The sequence below is a fragment of the Runella sp. SP2 genome (assembly GCF_003711225.1).
Taxonomy (GTDB): Bacteria; Bacteroidota; Bacteroidia; order Cytophagales; family Spirosomataceae; genus Runella.
In genome coordinates this window covers 6447419-6463511 of record NZ_CP031030.1, presented here as the reverse complement: position 1 = coordinate 6463511, position 16093 = coordinate 6447419, and the positions used below count along the sequence as shown (strand labels likewise).

Sequence of the window (16093 nt, the reverse complement as noted above, 5' to 3'; positions counted from 1 at the left end):
TTCTTGAAGTATGTAGGAGTACGGGAAGAAAAACTTATTGCACGCCTTGATACCTAGAGTAGCATGTCTCTAATTTTTATCAAGAACTAGGTTGAACGCATTAAAACAGAAAGCTAGTATTTATTGCTCCCGAGGAGCTAGATCTTAGTAGTAAGATGAATCAGGTTTGAAAGCAAGCCCCTATCCTCGTTTTTTCTTTCCTCTCTTTCTTCCCTGACGGAGTTTTTTGTCGGCTTCGAGGTCTTCAATTTCTTGGAGAAGCGACTTGATATTGCCTGCGGGGTCGTTGCTTGTGTCCACAATACCGTCGTATTCGGCTTTGCTGAGTTGGAGTACCGTAACAGGTTTTCCTACGTATTCTTCAATGGCGGCCAGTTTCGGTTTTTCCTCCGTACTGCAAAACGATACCGCGCTTCCGCGTTGTGTCCCACGGCCCGTACGCCCCACGCGGTGTACGTAGTTTTCGACCTCGTCGGGCAAGTCGTAGTTAATCACATAGTCCACGTTTGGAATATCGATTCCACGGGCACTGATGTCGGTCGCAATCAACACCTTGGTTTTACCACTTTTAAACGCTCCTAGTGCCAACGAACGCTCTTTTTGCTCTTTGTCACCGTGCAGCGTCATGCTCTGAATCTCCATGCGCTCGAGGGCATGAGCCACCCGTTCGGCACGCACTTTAGTCCGCACAAACACCATGATTTTGCTGTCTGGGTGCTCGTTGATGAGGCGTTCTAAGAAAAAGCGTTTGTCGTCCATCTCGACGTACGTAACAAAATGGTCAACGTTTTTAGATACAGGGTCTTTGGGTGAAATCTGAATCCGAATAGCCGCACTGTGAATGATGGAATAGGCCAATTTTTTGATTTTATCATCAATCGTTGCCGAAAAAAACAGCGTTTGCCGACGGCGGGGCAAGTGTTTGAGCAAGTCGCGAATGTCTTTGATAAAACCCAAATCGAGCATGTGGTCGGCTTCGTCGAGTACTAATAACTCCACGCGTTCGAGGCGTAAATGACCTTGGCTCACCAAGTCAAACAAACGCCCTGGCGTGGCTACCACAATGTCCATACCCTTGTCGAGGCGGGCGATTTGCGGATCTTGGGCTACTCCGCCAAACAACGCCAACGTTTTTACGTCGCTTCCTTTGCCAAGGCGTTCAAATACCTCCGTGATTTGTAGCGCTAACTCGTGCGTAGGCACCATGACCACGCATTTTACGCCGTCAGGGCGGCGAGAATTGCGTTTGCGCTCGTGGAGCAAATGAAGAATCGGAATCGCAAAAGCGGCCGTTTTTCCCGTTCCCGTTTGAGCAATGGCCAATACATCTTCTCCTTTCAAAATCGACGGAATCGCTTTGTATTGGATGTCAGTGGGGCGGCGAAAACCTAGTTTTTCGAGGTTTTGTTTTACAACGCCAGAGATGTGATAATCTTCAAACTTCATTTGCAGCTAATATCAGAGGTTGATTCTGCAAAGGTACGAAGTAGATTGGTGATTTGACACTAAGTGCGCTTTTAGGCCAAAAACCTCATCAAAAGCAGGGCCAAACGAAATCAAATAGGTGTCAAAAATAGTTACTAAACCAAACCTAATGCGAGTTAACCATGCCTGAGCTACCTGAAGTCGAAACCTACCGCCATTATTTTGAAGCCACTTCTCTTCACCAAGCCATAGAGGCCATTGAGGTAGAAGACCGAAAACTACTTACGACCGACTATGCCACACTCACTGAAACACTTGTGGGACAGTCGTTTGTGGCTACTCGGCGGGTGGGCAAAAATATGTTTGCGTTGACTGACGGGGGACATACGCTACATCTTCATTTTGGGATGACGGGCGATTTGGAGTATTATCATTCGTCGTTGCCTCGGCCTCGCCACGCACGCATCGTTTTTGTCTTTCGTTCGGGCTTCAATTTGGGCTTTATTTGCCCTCGAAAATTTGAACGCATTGGACTCGTTTCTAGCGTAGAAGATTATTTGAAACGAAAAAAAATTGCGCCCGATGGTTTAGAAATTACCTTGGAACAATTGACTGAAACTATCCAAAAACGTAAGTCTCCGATTAAGCCTGTGCTTCTCGACCAAAGTACCGTAGCAGGGATTGGCAATTGGATTGTCGATGAAGTCTTGTTTCAAGCCAAAGTACACCCCGAGCGGCTGGCCAATGAACTTACTCCGTCAGAGCTTGAACGGATTCACTCAGCGATTGGATTTGTGTTGCGTACCGCCATCGAGCACGAGGCCAATTATGGACTTTTTCCACGCTCGTTTTTGATTCATGCCCGTGAGTGGGACGCCTCGCCGTTTGAGCATCCCGACCAACACAAACGCTGTCCCGAAGGCCATGCCGACATTGCACAGACCCGAGTAGGCGGGCGAGCTACGTACTTTTGCCCTGTATGTCAAGTAATTCCCTAATATTTTTCAAACAGAAGTTGCTAAATCCTACGGAATCCATTATTTTTGCACTCCATTTTTGGAAAAAACTGTTTTAATCATAATCATCATGTACGCAATCGTAGAAATCGCGGGACAGCAATTTAAAGTAGAAGAGGGCCAAGAAATCTTTACCAACCGTTTGGCTGGTGACTTGGACGCTGCGCTCGTATTTGACAAAGTTTTGTTGGTGGACAATGCAGGTGCCATCAGCGTAGGCGCGCCGACGGTAAACGGTGCGAGTGTAAAGGCTACAATCGTAGAACACCTTAAGGGAGAGAAAGTAATCGTTTTCAGAAAGAAACGCCGTAAAGGATACGAGAAGAAAAACGGTCACCGTCAAGCTTTGACTAAGGTTAAAATCGACGCAATCCTAGCTTAATTTTTTTCTTAAATAGCTTTTTGAAATTTTTAAATACCTAAAGAAATGGCACACAAAAAAGGTGTAGGTAGTTCGAAAAACGGTCGCGAATCAGAAAGTAAACGCCTTGGCGTTAAAATTTTCGGTGGTCAGCCAGCCGTAGCGGGTAACATCATCGTTCGTCAGCGTGGTACTAAATACCACCCAGGTCGTAACGTAGGTGTAGGCCGTGATTATACGCTTTTTGCTTTGACAAACGGTGTGGTTAAGTTTAGCCGTGGCCGTGACAACAAGTCATTTGTTCATATCGAATTGGCTGAAGCATAAGCTTTTTTTACAGAGAAATTTTGGTAAAAAACCCGTCTGAAGATATTCGGACGGGTTTTTTGCTACCATGCTCTAAAAATAATCCCATGGCATACCAACGAGACGAAAATCCAAAACGCCGCATTCATACCACCAAACCCGTGGACAAGGCTCGCGAAAAAGAGCTTATTTTTGGGTTACAACCGCTTTTAGAAGCACTCCGTGCGGGGACCGAAATTGATAAAATTATGGTCTATCGCGAGCAGAGTTTCGCCGAAGTGATTCAGTTAGCCAACGAGCGCGAAATACCCGTTCAGCGCGTTCCGATGGAAAAACTGAACAATATTACGGGAAAAAACCACCAAGGTGTCATTGCGTTTATGTCCGCGATTCGCTACGTTTCGCTTCACAACGTATTGGCAGACATCTACGAAAGAGGCGAAGTGCCGTTATTGTTGCTTCTCGACCGCATCACCGATGTCCGTAACTTTGGAGCTATTGCCCGTACGGCTGAGTGTATGGGTGTTCATGCGTTGGTAGTCCCTATGCGTGGCGCAGCCCAAATCAATAGCGACGCCCTCAAAACCTCTTCAGGGGCGCTCAATCACCTTCCTGTCTGTCGCGAAAATAACTTGATAGATACAGTGCAGTATTTGCAAGATAGCGGTGTTCAGGTTGTAGTTTGTACCGAAAAAGCGGCACAAGTTACTTCAAATATTGACTTTACAACGCCTACGGCTATTGTGATGGGCTCGGAAGAAGATGGCGTATCCATTGATGTGATTCGCCGCGCAAACATGGCCGTAAAAATTCCAATGACTGGAAAAGTAGCTTCCCTGAATGTATCAGTGGCTGCGGGAATGATTATCTACGAGGCAGCCCGCCAAAGGGGATAAAAATACACGTCAAAACGGTTATGAGGCGAGTTATTTCAAGCTCCGCCTCATGCGTTTTGTAACTCGTTGTTGTGTGAAAAATAATCAAATTCTGTACAGCCTAAGTAACAGCCCGTTAATAGTTAATCGTTATCTGTTAATTGTAAAATTCAGATTGTCAGCCAACTAAGCCTGTTGAATAACAAATAATAGAAACTAACTTTGCCTAGCTACTTAGCTTATATAGTTTTTATAATTATAGTAAGCTACTGATTATTTAGCCGTTATCAACCTCCCACAATGCGATTATTCTATTTTCTTCTTGGCTATCTTTCCTTAATTGCCTCTGCCTATGCCCAACAGAATCTAATAGGCTTATATGAAGGTACATTCATGGAACAGCCATGTGTGTTGTCACTCAACGTTTCTAAAGAGAAAGTCACAGGTACTTTTTACACCAGTTATTACAGTAATCATGGTTTAGAGGGGACTTTAATAAATGGAGAATTAAAAGCCCTTTTACATCATAAAACGCTCGGCACCTCCCCTCTGACGGGAGCACTGAAGAGCGATAAATTGGACGCAACTATCGTTTTTTTAAACAACACACCCCCTTTTCAAGAAACGACTGTCTCGCTAAGGTTAGAACGTAAAAACAACGATACTACTTTCCATTTAGAGGCGTATTTTGAAAAACCCAGGCTAGATACCGATTTGGTGGGGCCATGGAAGGTTATTTCTGAGACGGATTATAAAAATGAACTGCCTCTTAGCCACACTAAAAAACACTTCTTTAAAGAGGGCGAGATGCGAATAGAAGGCATGGATCTAGGTTCAGAAAAGGATTCTTTTCCCCTCGAACTTAAGTGGTACATCGTAAATGAGTATCTCTATTCTGCCATTTTTATATCGGGAGCATTTGTGCTTGAATCAAAAGAAGGACGGTACAACATCAACAACGATATATTGACGGTGCTGGGGGAAAGAAAAACCATGTACCTAAGAGAACCCTAATCTATTCGCCTCAACAATTCCCTTTTTCATTTCACCCAGCATTTTACCCGATTCATCGGGCAGAAGAGCCAGTTTGTCAATTTTTTTTGGTGTGATGCAACCTTTCATACCACCTTTGCATCATATAATCGACGCCGCTAGAGGCAACGGTTATTGGATGAAAGGAATTATTTCAGTACAAGAAAAATGACTTGCCATTCGTCCTTAAAATTTGCCGCTTAACACGAATCAAACAAAAAACAAGGTACTTTGTATTGCATAATACCAGACAAAACACATATCTTTGTTTCAACATTCAGCCAGAAGACAAATCAACCATCAAAATCACCATCAAAACTCATACAGTCATGAAAGCCATTACCTTCGCCGCCGTTCTGTGTTTGTTAAGTTCTTCAGCCTTTTCAATTGGCCGCCCACACAATGTTTTTGCTACCCGCAAAGCTATGCAAGAGGCAAGCCAAGTAAAGAAGGAAGTGGTGCCACAGCGTTCGCTTTTGAAAGAAGTGACGCAGCAAGCGCAGAAAGGTGCCGAAGGCACTCGTCAAGCAGTTTCGACGGTTACTAAAATCGTTCGTTTCTTAACGACACTTGCCGACTAATCATTTGTATCCTATTTTTTAATGTAGTTAGGGTTTAGGATTGCCAATAGACGCTGCTCTTGTGGGTGGCGTTTATTTTTTTGCCGTAAAAAACACTTCACTTCTTGCTCGTGGTGGAATAGAAGCAGGAGCCAAATCGAAGGTAACTTTAAAACCAGCCTTATCGAAAAAGGCTTGGTACTCTGCCACACTTCCGCCAAAAGGCGGCCCGCCTTCAAAGGCACGATTGAACAAAAGTCCCGCAAGTAGTCCGTCTTCCGACAACAATTTCACCATTTTTTGGACATAGTTAGTTCGCAATGAAGGAGAAATGGCGCAGAAAAAGGTTTGCTCCACAATGAGATCATACACGCCCGAATGTTCAAAAAAATCCCCACAAACGACTTGTAATCCTTTTTTTTGGTAGTCATCTACCAAACGTTGGCATACCACTTCCGAAATATCCACCACCGTTACGTTGTCAAATCCTTGCTCGAGCAAGTAAGCTGCTTCATAGCTATTTCCACCCCCAGGAATAAGAATACGGAGGTGTTTGTCGGTGAGGGTATCAAAAAACTGTTTCAAAGGTGGTGACACGTAGCCAATATCCCAGCCAGTTTGGTGGTTCAAATAACGTTCGTCCCAGTAATTTTTGTCCAAAAAATCGCCCATCGTAGTATCTTCAATCAGTCTTATCTCTCATAACTCATCTCTTATAACTAATGTCTCATCGTTCTAAAACTCACTCATACACTTTCTCTCCTTTGTTGAGCCAAATTCCCCACGTCCGAGAATAGGCGTGTACTTTTTGGGTAGGTTTCCCTTGGTTATCCACGACGGTATTGCCCTGATTGACCCACTCAAAAATGCTTCCGTACAGATTACGAACGTTCTGAAATCCTGCAGCTTTGAGTTTCTCTCCTACCCGTTCACTACGGACACCCACCGTACAATAGACCACAATCGGGGTATTTTTGGGCAAATCAGCTACGGATTTTGGATTAAATTCATCGTAGCCCACCCAACGCGCTTCGGGAAGATGGCTCACGTCGTATTCGTTTTTAGCGCGGGTATCAAGCAACACCACGTTTTTGAGTTCCTTTTTTAAATCGGTACAACTCACCGTAGGCACCGTATGTTTATACATGCCTTCGAGCATTACTTTATAGGCACGGCTATTGGTTTGGGCGTTGGGTTTCAACCACGAAAACATGAGTAACAAGAAGGCAAGAAGGGTACGCATTTCTATAATTTCAGGAAATTTTCAAAAATCCGTTGTCCTACATTTCCGCTGATTTCGGAGTGAAACTGAGCGGCGAAGAAATTGTCTTTTTGCAACATAGCCGAATACTCCAAAATGTAATTGGTTTTGGCGGCCGTTTGGTCACAAAGCGGGGCATAATAGCCGTGGTTATAATAGACGTAATCGTGTTCATTGAGTCCTGCACACAGTGGGTTATTCAACTCATAAATGTCGTTCCAACCCGTTTGGGGCACTTTAAAGCCCGATACGCGCGGAAAACGCAGTACATCCACGTCAAAAATCCCCATGCAAGTGGTATCGTTTTCTTCCGAATAGCGACACATGAGTTGCATCCCCACGCAAGTACCCAAAACGGGTTGGCGCAGGGTCGGGATGAGCTGGTCGAGTTTCCGCTCTTTCAGGTAAGCCATGGCTGTACTGGCCTCACCCACGCCTGGGAAAATAACTTTGTCAGCAGCCAAAATGGTTTCGGGGTCGTCGGTCCACTCGTAAGCAGCCCCAATGCGGTCGAGGGCATACATCACCGACTGCACATTGCCCGCGTTATATTTGATAATGACAGTTTTCATGGTTAACCTCACCCCTAGCCCCTCTCCTAGCAGTAGAAGGGAGTTAGAGGGCTTACTTTATGCGTATAACTTTTTATTTATTGTAAACTCAGCATTTTGATAGCTGTGATAGCTGCTTCGTCGCCTTTGTTGCCGTGGATGCCTCCCGCGCGGTCGAGGGCTTGTTGGAGGGTATTGGGCGTAAGGACGCCAAAAATAACGGGCTTGTTGTACTTCAAGGCCACGTCGGTGAGGCCATGCGCGACGGCGTGGTTGATGTAGTCGTTGTGCTTGGTTTCTCCCTGAATCACGCAGCCAATGGCAATCACGGCGTCCACGTCGGCTTTTTGGGCATATACTTGTGAGCCAAAACTAAGCTCAAAACTTCCTGGAACGTTGGCACGAAGGATATTTTGCGTTTGCGCTCCGTGGTCAACAAGCGTTTTGTAGGCTCCTTGAAACAAAGCTTCGGTTACTTCCGAATTCCACTCGGCTACTACAATCACAAACTTTTTGTGGGTGATGTCAGGCAGACCGTCGGTGGTAAAAACGCTCAGATTTTTATCAGCAGATGACATGGGTGAGTTGGTCGTTTACGATGTTTGGGGGAAAGAAAAACCGATCCCTCCGCAAAATTAGGGTATTAGCGTCAACATTCCATTTTTTATCAAGCCCGCCTCCAAGATTTGTAAAGTTTAGCATCATCTTTGCTCAGAGCTAAAAGGTGAATAACGATAAACGATGAGCAACCTTTTCAGCAAAGTTTTATTAGTAGTCGGTGTATGGATAATGGCTTTTGAAACAGTACAAAGCCAAAATCGTTACTTGGTTTATTTCAAAGACAAATCAGGAACGTCGTATTCTACGGCTAATCCACAGCAATACTTATCGGCGCGGGCCATTGCTCGTCGTCAGCGGCAGCACATTGCAGTTTCCGAACGCGATTTCCCCCCGAATACTTCGTACATTCAATCCATCAAAAATTTAGGAGCGAAGGTATTGTACAAAACGCGTTGGCTCAATGGTGTACTTGTTGAAACCAACAGCACCACACTTTCGCAAATTTTGGCTTTACCTTTTGTCAGAGGCATTGAAGGCAACGGTGATATTCGCAACGCGCGGGTATCGACTGAAAATCGTTCCAATAATAAAACAGACAAATGGGGGACGACCACAACCGAAGGATACGGTTTTTCGGAAAACCAAGTAAAAATGCTGTGTGCCGATAGTATGCACTCAGCGGGGTATCGGGGCGAAGGAATGCTCATTGGCGTACTTGATGGCGGATTTCAGAATGCCAACCAACACCCAAGTTTGCAGCCGTTGTTTAGCGAAAATCGGGTGCTTTCAACCTTTGATTTTGTGGATAACGAAACCGATGTCTATGACGACCATAGCCACGGCACCAATGTACTTTCGTGTATGGCAAGCTACATGCCCGACACCCTTATTGGGACTGCCTACAAAGCTTCATATGTGCTACTCCGCACCGAAGACGATGCCACCGAAACCAAGATAGAAGAGGCCTATTGGGTGTTTGGTGCAGAGTACGCCGACAGCCTTGGGGTGGACATCATCAATTCTTCGTTGGGCTACAGTGAGTTTGACAACCCTGCCCAAAACTATACCTATTCCCAAATGAACGGCGACGTGGCGCTCTCTACCCGTGGCGCTGATTTGGCCGCGCAAGCGGGTATTTTGGTCGTTGTTTCGGCTGGTAATTCAGGAAGTTCACCTTGGCAGTACATCACTGCGCCCGCTGATGGCGATTCGGTGCTGGCGGTAGGGGCCGTCAATCCAGCGGGGATTCGGACGAGTTTTAGCTCAATTGGCCCCTCTGCCGACGGGCGGGTGAAGCCCGATGTGGCCGCACAGGGGAGTTTTGTGGTCGTGGCTACGCCTAGCGGTAGTTATGCCTATAGCCAAGGGACGTCGTTTGCGGCACCGTTATTGGCAGGAATGGCAGCAGGTTTTTGGCAGGCGCATCCCAACCTAACCAACGTTCAGGTGATGAACTACCTCAAACAATCGGGTACGCAAGCCCAGTCGCCCGACTATCTGCTGGGTTATGGTATTCCTAATTTCAAAAAAGCGGATGCGCTTGCGAGCGAATGTGCTGCCCAAAAATGTGTACCTGTTACGGCTAGGATTGTTAAGTAGGAACTCTTCTCACTTCCGATGGCCTGCTTCGTAGTGGGCTTTGAGGAGGTCTTCGCCCCAGTCGTTGGTTAAATCGCGAACGACGGTATGAACGTGATTGGCATTGTTTTGGGTGTTATCGTATTCTATCAAAAACGTAGGCCCGTGAATGCGGTAATAATGTCCTTTCCCTGCACCTCTGACGGGCTCTTGGTCACCCATCCAACAAAAGACAATAGACCTTAAATCGGCTTGGTTGAGCTTCTTGAGGGCTTGATTTTTGAGCGTAACGTGATAACGTTGAAAATATACTTGAAGTAACTTTTTAAAAAGCTCCTGCTGCGGGGCGGTCATGTCTCCCCAAGATAGCCCTTCGCGTTTTTCGAGCATGACGCGCCGTGTGTTAGTCGTGACAATATCGCTGGGCGCTCTGTCCGAAAGTACTACTTTGGAAAGTTGTGCGGGGGTCAATGAATGTAAAAGGGTAAACGCCGCTTCGGCTTCTTCTTTCAGTACTTGTTTTCCTTCTTGGATAAAACCAGGCAAAACAAGGGCAGGATTGCTCCCAAAAAAGCTGGGTAAAAACTCAATGGTCTCCCCCACGAGGGTAAAATGCAGCGAGATATGGTGACCTTCTACGCTCCATCCCCAAGGCTGTGTGGGAGAAGGCGTACCAAACACCAAAAAGGCGTAATTCTCGGGGTCGCGGTAGGTGTCGTTTTCGGGACGTTTTTCTACTTGGCGCAGCACGTATTCCAATGCGATGATGTCGTTTACTTTTGTTTTTCCCGCGTCGCTCAAAGCCACTTCCAGCAAGTGCATGGCGGCTTTTCGCTGGGCTTCGTTCATCTTTTTGAGGGGAAGCCCCTTGCGTGAGCGCGGGGTGTAGTTCCAATCATAACGCCAGTCTGAATCGAAAGCTAAATAGGCTTCTTTTTTCTGTTCATCTGACAAGCTGCCAAAAAACGCCTCGGCGGAGGCTCGCATCTGCTGGCTAAGCGACGACTGAGCGAAAACAGGGGGGAGAATCCTGCCAACGAGTAGAAAGAGAAAAACAAAAACAGGCTTCATGGTTCTTTTTTAGACTGAAAATCAGTTTGTTAAAATTTTCTACTCTATTCATGAATATCATTGGCTTTGCAAAGAGCGACCACATAAAAAAACCAGAAGCATTTGCCTCTGGCTTTTCTTATAATCTGACACCAATATGAATTTATTTCAACGGAATGGCTAGGTTGTTTCTAGGTACCCATTCGTGAATGTTTTTATCGTACTTGAGGGTGGAGTCGGGCCACTCAACGTACATTTTCATGGTCAAGTATTTGTCGATATTTCCTTCTTTTGTCATTGCTTTGAACAAAAATCCGCCTCGTTCAAGTACCACGGTTTCCTCCTTAAAATGAGGCGTACACCAAAGCTCTTCGTATTCGGTGGGCATTTGTTTAGGGCCTAATTTAAACTTCCCTCCTACGCCTCGCCGAAACATCCCACTGCCTACGGGGCGAGTGATAAAGAAATAGTGCGTGGAGTCGGGAGCAATGAAATAATTGACCAACTTATATTGTGACAACCGACCGACGTACTCTTGCCGAAACTTTGATTCAAAGCGAGTAGCATTGGTCGCTCCACGGGCGTACTGACTCGTGTAAGTAATGATATTGGCCAACAACGTATCTTGTTCGGCCTGCGAAAAGTACGTTTTGGCTTGGTACGGGTCTTTTTTACACCCCCAAAAAAGCGGAACGCTTAAAGCAACAATAAAGAGAAAGAACGCGGTTGAAAAATGTGTTTTCATAGTTTCGGAGAGTCTGCTTTTAAAGACTCCCCGAAATATAATCAGCAAAAGCTTATTTGCTGTAGTCTGTTGTACCAGAAGAGAAGTTAGACCACTTCGCTGTCCAGTCGTTATCTTTGAAAGCTCCCACAAAGTCGGTAGCTGTGAAGAACGAACCTGTAGGTGTCGCTCCGCCTTTAGTGAGGGTCTCAGTTGCAGCAGTACCTACTGTAAATGTAGGGCGCCCTGCTCCGAAGAGATTTTCGTTAAGTCCAGTGAGCGTCCAGTCTCCAAGGATTTTGTTGCCTGTTTGAGCCGCAAACCAGTCTGATGGTTTTTTATCTCCGATATTTGCCAACGCAACTGGTGTAGAAGCGGTGTTTACGTCACGTACTGCAAATCCGTTCGGGTTGCCTGCGCCTGCGCCAAAGTTATTGCTTCCCCAGCTTTTTACACCCGATACTACTACCTGATTCAATACTAACTTACCTTCTTCTGCATTTTTCAAAGTAGAAACCGAACCACTTGGGTCAATGAAAATGCCGTTAGGGAAGCCTGTAACAAAGGTATTGTAGATTTTTACTTGGGCATTGCGACGCAAGTGCATACCGTTTTGGTATTGAACACTTATCTGCGTAGCATTTGTTTGTTTTGGCCCAATCAATGTGAAGTTTGAAAGGGTAGCTGCAGTGACAGGCGTATTGGCTGTACCGCTACCGTCGTTATCAATTTCAAATCCGTTTGAACCTGACTGGTCAGCAATAGCCGCTCCACGCAAACTGATACCGTACTGTAAGTTACCACGGAAACCATTGTCGATGTCAAAATCATCATCAAGTCCACGGTAAGCAATCAGGTATTTGGCATTAACACTTCCGCCAAACCACTCAAATGAGTCATCGCCACCGTATGAAGCTTGCAAATATTCTAAGGTTGTAGCTGAACCCACTGAACCAAAGGTGAACGAGTTCACTTCTTGGTTGGGGTTGATTGGAATACCAGCGTATTCAACACGAACGTATTTCAACGAACCAGAGTTGTCGGCATCATCGGTACCGCCGTGGAAAGCACCGTATTGACCTTCCAATTCAGCTACTCCTTTTACTCCACCAGTAGTAAGGTTATTGAGTGCTTTTCCGCAAATCACTAAGCCACCCCAGTCACCAGCTTCACGCTCACCAATTGCACGCTCAGAAGTGAATACAATTGGCTCGTCGGCAGTTCCGTTGGCAATGATTTTGCTTCCGCGTTGTACAACCAAAGTCGCTTTTGACGAACGCTCCCCAATAATAACTGTCCCTGCTTGAATCGTAAGGGTGCCCGTTTTAGTAGGAGTTCCGTCAATTTTTGGATCTTCACCAACACGAACAAAACCTTTCAACTTATAGATTTTGTCTTTTGTCCAGTTAATATTTCCTTCCAAAACTCCCGAAACGTCCACCACTTGTTTGGCAGGTACGGCTGAAACGGTAACGACCTGCGTAGCGACAGTAGAAGCTTGGTCTTTGTTATCAGTAGCTTGGAATGTGAATACCACAGTAGAACCTACTGGAAGTGATTCAATCGTATAGTCTTTTGAATACGAAATGCTGGTTTCGCCTGTGTAGGCTTTGCTCTCAAATGTCTGACCATTTTTAAGAATTGTCAGGGTCTTTAAGCCACCTGGTGCATTAATAGTAGCCGTAATTTTGGCAACATCCCCTACCTTGCTACTCACAGCACTTCCTGCGGTAATGGTTGGGACAGGAACGATTTCTTCTTCTTTTGTACAGGCATTGAAGATAAACACTGCCGATAGCATCATGGCTATTGTACGAAGAACGTGTGTGTTTCTAAACAAATTCATGAGTTTGAGAATTGATTTGATTGGTTATTTTTATAATATCCGATACGAAAATCCGAATTGAAGCATTCTACCTGGACGGTACGTTTGGATAAGCTGATCGTTTTTACGGTCAAACTTCTTGTCGCCATTGCCGTTTTGGAGTAATACATTCGTCTGATTGAGAATGTCAGTTACCCCTCCTTTAACTACCCAACGCTTGCCGACTTCTTTGGAGAAAGTAATGTCCAATACATTGCGGGGCATTTCGTAAATATCAGGATAACCTTCAAAACCAGCGGCGAAGATTCGGCGACCAATTACGTTGTATAAAAGATTTACTTGTAAACCTGATTGGGTATTGTTGTAGTTAAGACCCACATTCACAATATATGGCGACTGGCCTTGAAGTGGGCGGTCGTCTGATTGGCCCAAGCCCAACGTTCCTAATTTAATGCGGCTAAAAATAAGCGCAGCGTTGAACAAAAGGCTCATGTTTTGCAAAACAGGAGACGACCCAAATGAGGCTAAACCCTTACGAACTTCTAGTTCCATTCCTGAGCTAACAGAGCTTTTAGCATTGGCAAACGTAAATGTTTTTGCTCCACCCGAACCTGCTCCTGGAACTACAATCACCTCAATCGGATTAGTGAAATATTTGTAGAACCCTGCCAAACTCACCACTTCGTTAGGGGTTGGATACCACTCATATCGAAGGTCATAATTATCAACGTTGGCCGTTTGTACCTCAGGGTTTCCTTTGTAAACGATGTTGTAATCAAAATCATAGAACGCAAACGGCGCTAATTCGCGGAATTCAGGGCGGTTAAGCGTTCGTCCGTAGGCAGCTCTCAGGAGGCTTTTTTCTGAGAAATTGTACGTAAGATTAAGAGAGGGCAACAATTTATTGACAGGAAAACTTACGTTGACGGGTTCGCCATTGATGGTGGCTGAGGATAATTTTTGGGTATTTGCTTCGTAGCGTACTCCTGCAATTAGGTTCAATTTCTTGGCCAATGGCACGTTTGCCGAACCGTAGAAGGCAAGAAGGTCGTTGCTTGCTTTGTACGAATCACTGTTGTTTGTCTGTTCGTCAATGCGAATTCCGTCAGTGTTATTGATATTCGCAGGCTGGAATAATTGCTCAATTGAGCCTCCTAAAATTTCTGGATTGGTACGACTTGTACGAACATATCCAAGGTTACGTGCCTTGAAATCACGTTCTTTACTCTCGTAGTACGTTCCTGCTTTGAATTCTACTTCTGAACCATTTTTAAGTTCTAATTTTTGGGTAAGATTCACTCCACCCGTAACCGCTGACTCTCTCATTTCGGAAGAAAAACGTCCCAAGAAGAAAGCCGCCGCTGTTCCTACTGGTACATAAAGCGTACGCTGTCCGTTTGACTCATCAATATCCGAACGATAACGGCGGTAGTCAGGCTGGTCACGATAGGCGTTGTTATAACCAACTACCCAATCAACCAACGTTTTCTTGTTGTTAAATTTGTGATTACCCGTTATTTGCCCTGTGTAGATACCGCGATATACTTGGTCGAAAGAATAACTGTCAGGAGAGAAGTTTGATTCTAAATTGCGCCCTGTACGATTAACCGTACTCGAATTGCTCAATTGATTAAATAAGTTTTTGAAGTCAACCGAGTGATTTTCGTTGAAACGAACCGACCAATTGTGAAGTACCCCTACTCGAATGTTACGGTTTGACTGAGCGTCGTTGTAATTGTAGATGACTGACTGTTGGTCGTTATTGCTTTCGTTGAAATCTTTACGGTTGATTTCAAAAGCGGTGCGTGCATCGCTATAATTGAGGGCGGTGACGTTTCCAAAACGGATATTTCCTGCTTGGAACTTGAAGTTTCCAGTTAACGAATACCGCTGGTCAGGAACTGCCAACGTACGGTTTGTAGTCCAGTTGTTGCGAAGCGCTCTTCCTGCAAGTTCAAGTTCAGCAGGAGTGGCAAAGTTTAGGTTTTTCTTAGGAAAACTACTTGGAATATCTTGGTAGCCATTGTTGAAGCCCATCCAATAATTTTTGCCCTGTTCTGGTTGGAAAAAGTCGCCAAAAGATGTTCCCTGACGAATGCTCACCCCATAGTCGAATACGATACTTGTTTGGTCAGGGATGTTTTTGGTAAAAATTTTAACAACACCTCCTGCAAATTCGCCAGGGAGCTCGGCCGCAGGACTTTTAAAAATCAACAAACGGTCGATTTGGGAGCTAGGAATAATATCAAACGAGAATGACTTTACGTCGGTTTCCATCGAAGGAGTAAAGGCATTATGAAGCATCACGTTATTGTAGCGAGAGTTGAGACCGCGAATGTTAATAAAACGGTCACCCACAATCGTAATCCCAGGTACGCGTTTTACCACCTGTGCGGCATCGCGGTCGAGGGAGCGGGCGATTTGCTGCGACGAAATTCCGCTAACAATATTCTGCGAAGCCTTGATTTCACTAATCACCGACACTTCTGTGTTGGTTTGGCGGGTCGCCACTACTTTTACTTCAGCAAGTGTAGCGGCCGACTCGATAAGCACGGTATTGATTTCGGTTACTTTGTCAGCCTCAATTTTTACGTTTGGAATCGTCTCTGTATTGTAAGAAACATAAGTAACTTCTACTGTATAGCTTCCTGCGGGTACTTTTGCAAAGGAAAAGAAGCCGTTAATATCGGTAGCAGCTCCAAATTGAGTTCCACCGATGCGTACGGTTGCGCCAATAAGCGTTTCTTTTGTTTTGGCATCGGTGATTGTTCCGCGAAGTGTTCCTGTTTGGGCAAATGTGGCAAAACTCAGAAGAAGCATCGCCAGTAAGGCAGTAAATTGTCGTAACATTTTTTGAATGGTCAACATTTGGGAGTTGTAATATTTGATTCAAGTTGGTGTCATAAATCCTTTATCAGGATTACGCAGCAAAGGTAGAAGTACAATATTAAGTCAATGTTAACCCAGT

At 45.2% G+C, this 16093-nt stretch carries 16 protein-coding genes; 7 read left to right on the top strand and 9 right to left on the bottom strand.

Annotated elements, in window-relative coordinates; all coding sequences use genetic code 11:
* Positions 1 to 180 precede the first annotated feature (180 nt).
* On the bottom strand, positions 181 to 1446 hold the full coding sequence (locus DTQ70_RS25995; protein ID WP_122933502.1) for a DEAD/DEAH box helicase: 1266 nt from the start codon (positions 1444 to 1446) through the stop codon (positions 181 to 183).
* A 161-nt stretch (positions 1447 to 1607) separates the two neighbouring features.
* On the opposite strand from DTQ70_RS25995, the gene DTQ70_RS25990 reads away from it, so the two are divergent.
* The 6 genes from DTQ70_RS25990 (at position 1608) to DTQ70_RS25965 (ending at position 5596) form a co-directional block, all read left to right on the top strand.
* Positions 1608 to 2423 carry an Fpg/Nei family DNA glycosylase gene (locus DTQ70_RS25990; protein WP_122933501.1) on the top strand — a complete coding sequence of 272 codons (816 nt, stop codon included), beginning with the start codon at positions 1608 to 1610 and terminating at the stop codon, positions 2421 to 2423.
* Between the two features lie 88 nt (positions 2424 to 2511).
* Entirely contained in the window at positions 2512 to 2823 is a 312-nt protein-coding gene (gene rplU / locus DTQ70_RS25985) for a 50S ribosomal protein L21 (protein WP_122933500.1), read from the top strand.
* 45 nt (positions 2824 to 2868) lie between these two features.
* Positions 2869 to 3129, top strand: coding sequence for a 50S ribosomal protein L27 (rpmA, locus tag DTQ70_RS25980; protein ID WP_028524866.1), 261 nt, complete (start codon positions 2869 to 2871; stop codon positions 3127 to 3129).
* An 86-nt stretch (positions 3130 to 3215) separates the two neighbouring features.
* Entirely contained in the window at positions 3216 to 4004 is a 789-nt protein-coding gene (rlmB, locus tag DTQ70_RS25975) for a 23S rRNA (guanosine(2251)-2'-O)-methyltransferase RlmB (protein ID WP_122933499.1), read from the top strand.
* Positions 4005 to 4283: 279 nt separating this feature from the next.
* Positions 4284 to 4997: a hypothetical protein gene (locus tag DTQ70_RS25970; protein WP_122933498.1), complete on the top strand. Its 714-nt coding sequence runs from the start codon at positions 4284 to 4286 to the stop codon at positions 4995 to 4997.
* A 347-nt stretch (positions 4998 to 5344) separates the two neighbouring features.
* Positions 5345 to 5596 carry a hypothetical protein gene (locus DTQ70_RS25965; RefSeq protein WP_164490213.1) on the top strand — a complete coding sequence of 84 codons (252 nt, stop codon included), beginning with the start codon at positions 5345 to 5347 and terminating at the stop codon, positions 5594 to 5596.
* Between the two features lie 72 nt (positions 5597 to 5668).
* Here the strand turns inward: DTQ70_RS25965 and DTQ70_RS25960 are convergent, their stop codons facing one another.
* From DTQ70_RS25960 to ribH, 4 genes are all read right to left on the bottom strand, one after another.
* Positions 5669 to 6247 (bottom strand): methyltransferase domain-containing protein, encoded by a 579-nt coding sequence (locus DTQ70_RS25960; protein WP_122933496.1) that lies wholly within the window; start codon positions 6245 to 6247, stop codon positions 5669 to 5671.
* A 70-nt stretch (positions 6248 to 6317) separates the two neighbouring features.
* Positions 6318 to 6818: a rhodanese-like domain-containing protein gene (locus tag DTQ70_RS25955; protein WP_122933495.1), complete on the bottom strand. Its 501-nt coding sequence runs from the start codon at positions 6816 to 6818 to the stop codon at positions 6318 to 6320.
* A 2-nt stretch (positions 6819 to 6820) separates the two neighbouring features.
* Positions 6821 to 7408, bottom strand: coding sequence for an imidazole glycerol phosphate synthase subunit HisH (gene hisH, locus DTQ70_RS25950; RefSeq protein WP_122933494.1), 588 nt, complete (start codon positions 7406 to 7408; stop codon positions 6821 to 6823).
* A 77-nt stretch (positions 7409 to 7485) separates the two neighbouring features.
* Positions 7486 to 7965, bottom strand: a complete 480-nt coding sequence (ribH, locus tag DTQ70_RS25945; RefSeq protein ID WP_122933493.1) for a 6,7-dimethyl-8-ribityllumazine synthase — start codon at positions 7963 to 7965, stop codon at positions 7486 to 7488.
* 163 nt (positions 7966 to 8128) lie between these two features.
* Here ribH and DTQ70_RS25940 point away from each other — a divergent pair, with 163 nt between their 5' ends.
* Entirely contained in the window at positions 8129 to 9547 is a 1419-nt protein-coding gene (locus tag DTQ70_RS25940; protein WP_122933492.1) for a S8 family serine peptidase, read from the top strand.
* A gap of 9 nt (positions 9548 to 9556) precedes the next feature.
* Here the strand turns inward: DTQ70_RS25940 and DTQ70_RS25935 are convergent, their stop codons facing one another.
* The 4 genes from DTQ70_RS25935 to DTQ70_RS25920 form a co-directional block, all read right to left on the bottom strand.
* The gene (locus tag DTQ70_RS25935) at positions 9557 to 10597 is read right to left on the bottom strand and encodes a DUF3500 domain-containing protein (protein ID WP_164490212.1); all 1041 of its coding nucleotides are present in this window, start codon (positions 10595 to 10597) and stop codon (positions 9557 to 9559) included.
* 142 nt (positions 10598 to 10739) lie between these two features.
* Complete coding sequence (locus tag DTQ70_RS25930) at positions 10740 to 11321, bottom strand: hypothetical protein (protein ID WP_122933490.1); 582 nt, start codon at positions 11319 to 11321, stop codon at positions 10740 to 10742.
* A 52-nt stretch (positions 11322 to 11373) separates the two neighbouring features.
* Positions 11374 to 13146, bottom strand: coding sequence for an Ig-like domain repeat protein (locus DTQ70_RS25925; RefSeq protein WP_122933489.1), 1773 nt, complete (start codon positions 13144 to 13146; stop codon positions 11374 to 11376).
* Positions 13147 to 13176: 30 nt separating this feature from the next.
* Positions 13177 to 15975, bottom strand: coding sequence for a TonB-dependent receptor (locus DTQ70_RS25920; RefSeq protein ID WP_229600014.1), 2799 nt, complete (start codon positions 15973 to 15975; stop codon positions 13177 to 13179).
* Positions 15976 to 16093: the final 118 nt, after the last annotated feature.

Bases quoted from the DNA above. Each gene is read 5' to 3' on its own strand.
- DTQ70_RS25995 (WP_122933502.1), bottom strand. From the start codon at position 1,446: ATGAAGTTTGAAGATTATCACATCTCTGGCGTTGTAAAACAAAACCTC.
- DTQ70_RS25990 (WP_122933501.1), top strand. From the start codon at position 1,608: ATGCCTGAGCTACCTGAAGTCGAAACCTACCGCCATTATTTTGAAGCC.
- rplU (WP_122933500.1), top strand. From the start codon at position 2,512: ATGTACGCAATCGTAGAAATCGCGGGACAGCAATTTAAAGTAGAAGAG.
- rpmA (WP_028524866.1), top strand. From the start codon at position 2,869: ATGGCACACAAAAAAGGTGTAGGTAGTTCGAAAAACGGTCGCGAATCA.
- rlmB (WP_122933499.1), top strand. From the start codon at position 3,216: ATGGCATACCAACGAGACGAAAATCCAAAACGCCGCATTCATACCACC.
- DTQ70_RS25970 (WP_122933498.1), top strand. From the start codon at position 4,284: ATGCGATTATTCTATTTTCTTCTTGGCTATCTTTCCTTAATTGCCTCT.
- DTQ70_RS25965 (WP_164490213.1), top strand. From the start codon at position 5,345: ATGAAAGCCATTACCTTCGCCGCCGTTCTGTGTTTGTTAAGTTCTTCA.
- DTQ70_RS25960 (WP_122933496.1), bottom strand. From the start codon at position 6,247: ATGGGCGATTTTTTGGACAAAAATTACTGGGACGAACGTTATTTGAAC.
- DTQ70_RS25955 (WP_122933495.1), bottom strand. From the start codon at position 6,818: ATGCGTACCCTTCTTGCCTTCTTGTTACTCATGTTTTCGTGGTTGAAA.
- hisH (WP_122933494.1), bottom strand. From the start codon at position 7,408: ATGAAAACTGTCATTATCAAATATAACGCGGGCAATGTGCAGTCGGTG.
- ribH (WP_122933493.1), bottom strand. From the start codon at position 7,965: ATGTCATCTGCTGATAAAAATCTGAGCGTTTTTACCACCGACGGTCTG.
- DTQ70_RS25940 (WP_122933492.1), top strand. From the start codon at position 8,129: ATGAGCAACCTTTTCAGCAAAGTTTTATTAGTAGTCGGTGTATGGATA.
- DTQ70_RS25935 (WP_164490212.1), bottom strand. From the start codon at position 10,597: ATGAAGCCTGTTTTTGTTTTTCTCTTTCTACTCGTTGGCAGGATTCTC.
- DTQ70_RS25930 (WP_122933490.1), bottom strand. From the start codon at position 11,321: ATGAAAACACATTTTTCAACCGCGTTCTTTCTCTTTATTGTTGCTTTA.
- DTQ70_RS25925 (WP_122933489.1), bottom strand. From the start codon at position 13,146: ATGAATTTGTTTAGAAACACACACGTTCTTCGTACAATAGCCATGATG.
- DTQ70_RS25920 (WP_229600014.1), bottom strand. From the start codon at position 15,975: ATGTTACGACAATTTACTGCCTTACTGGCGATGCTTCTTCTGAGTTTT.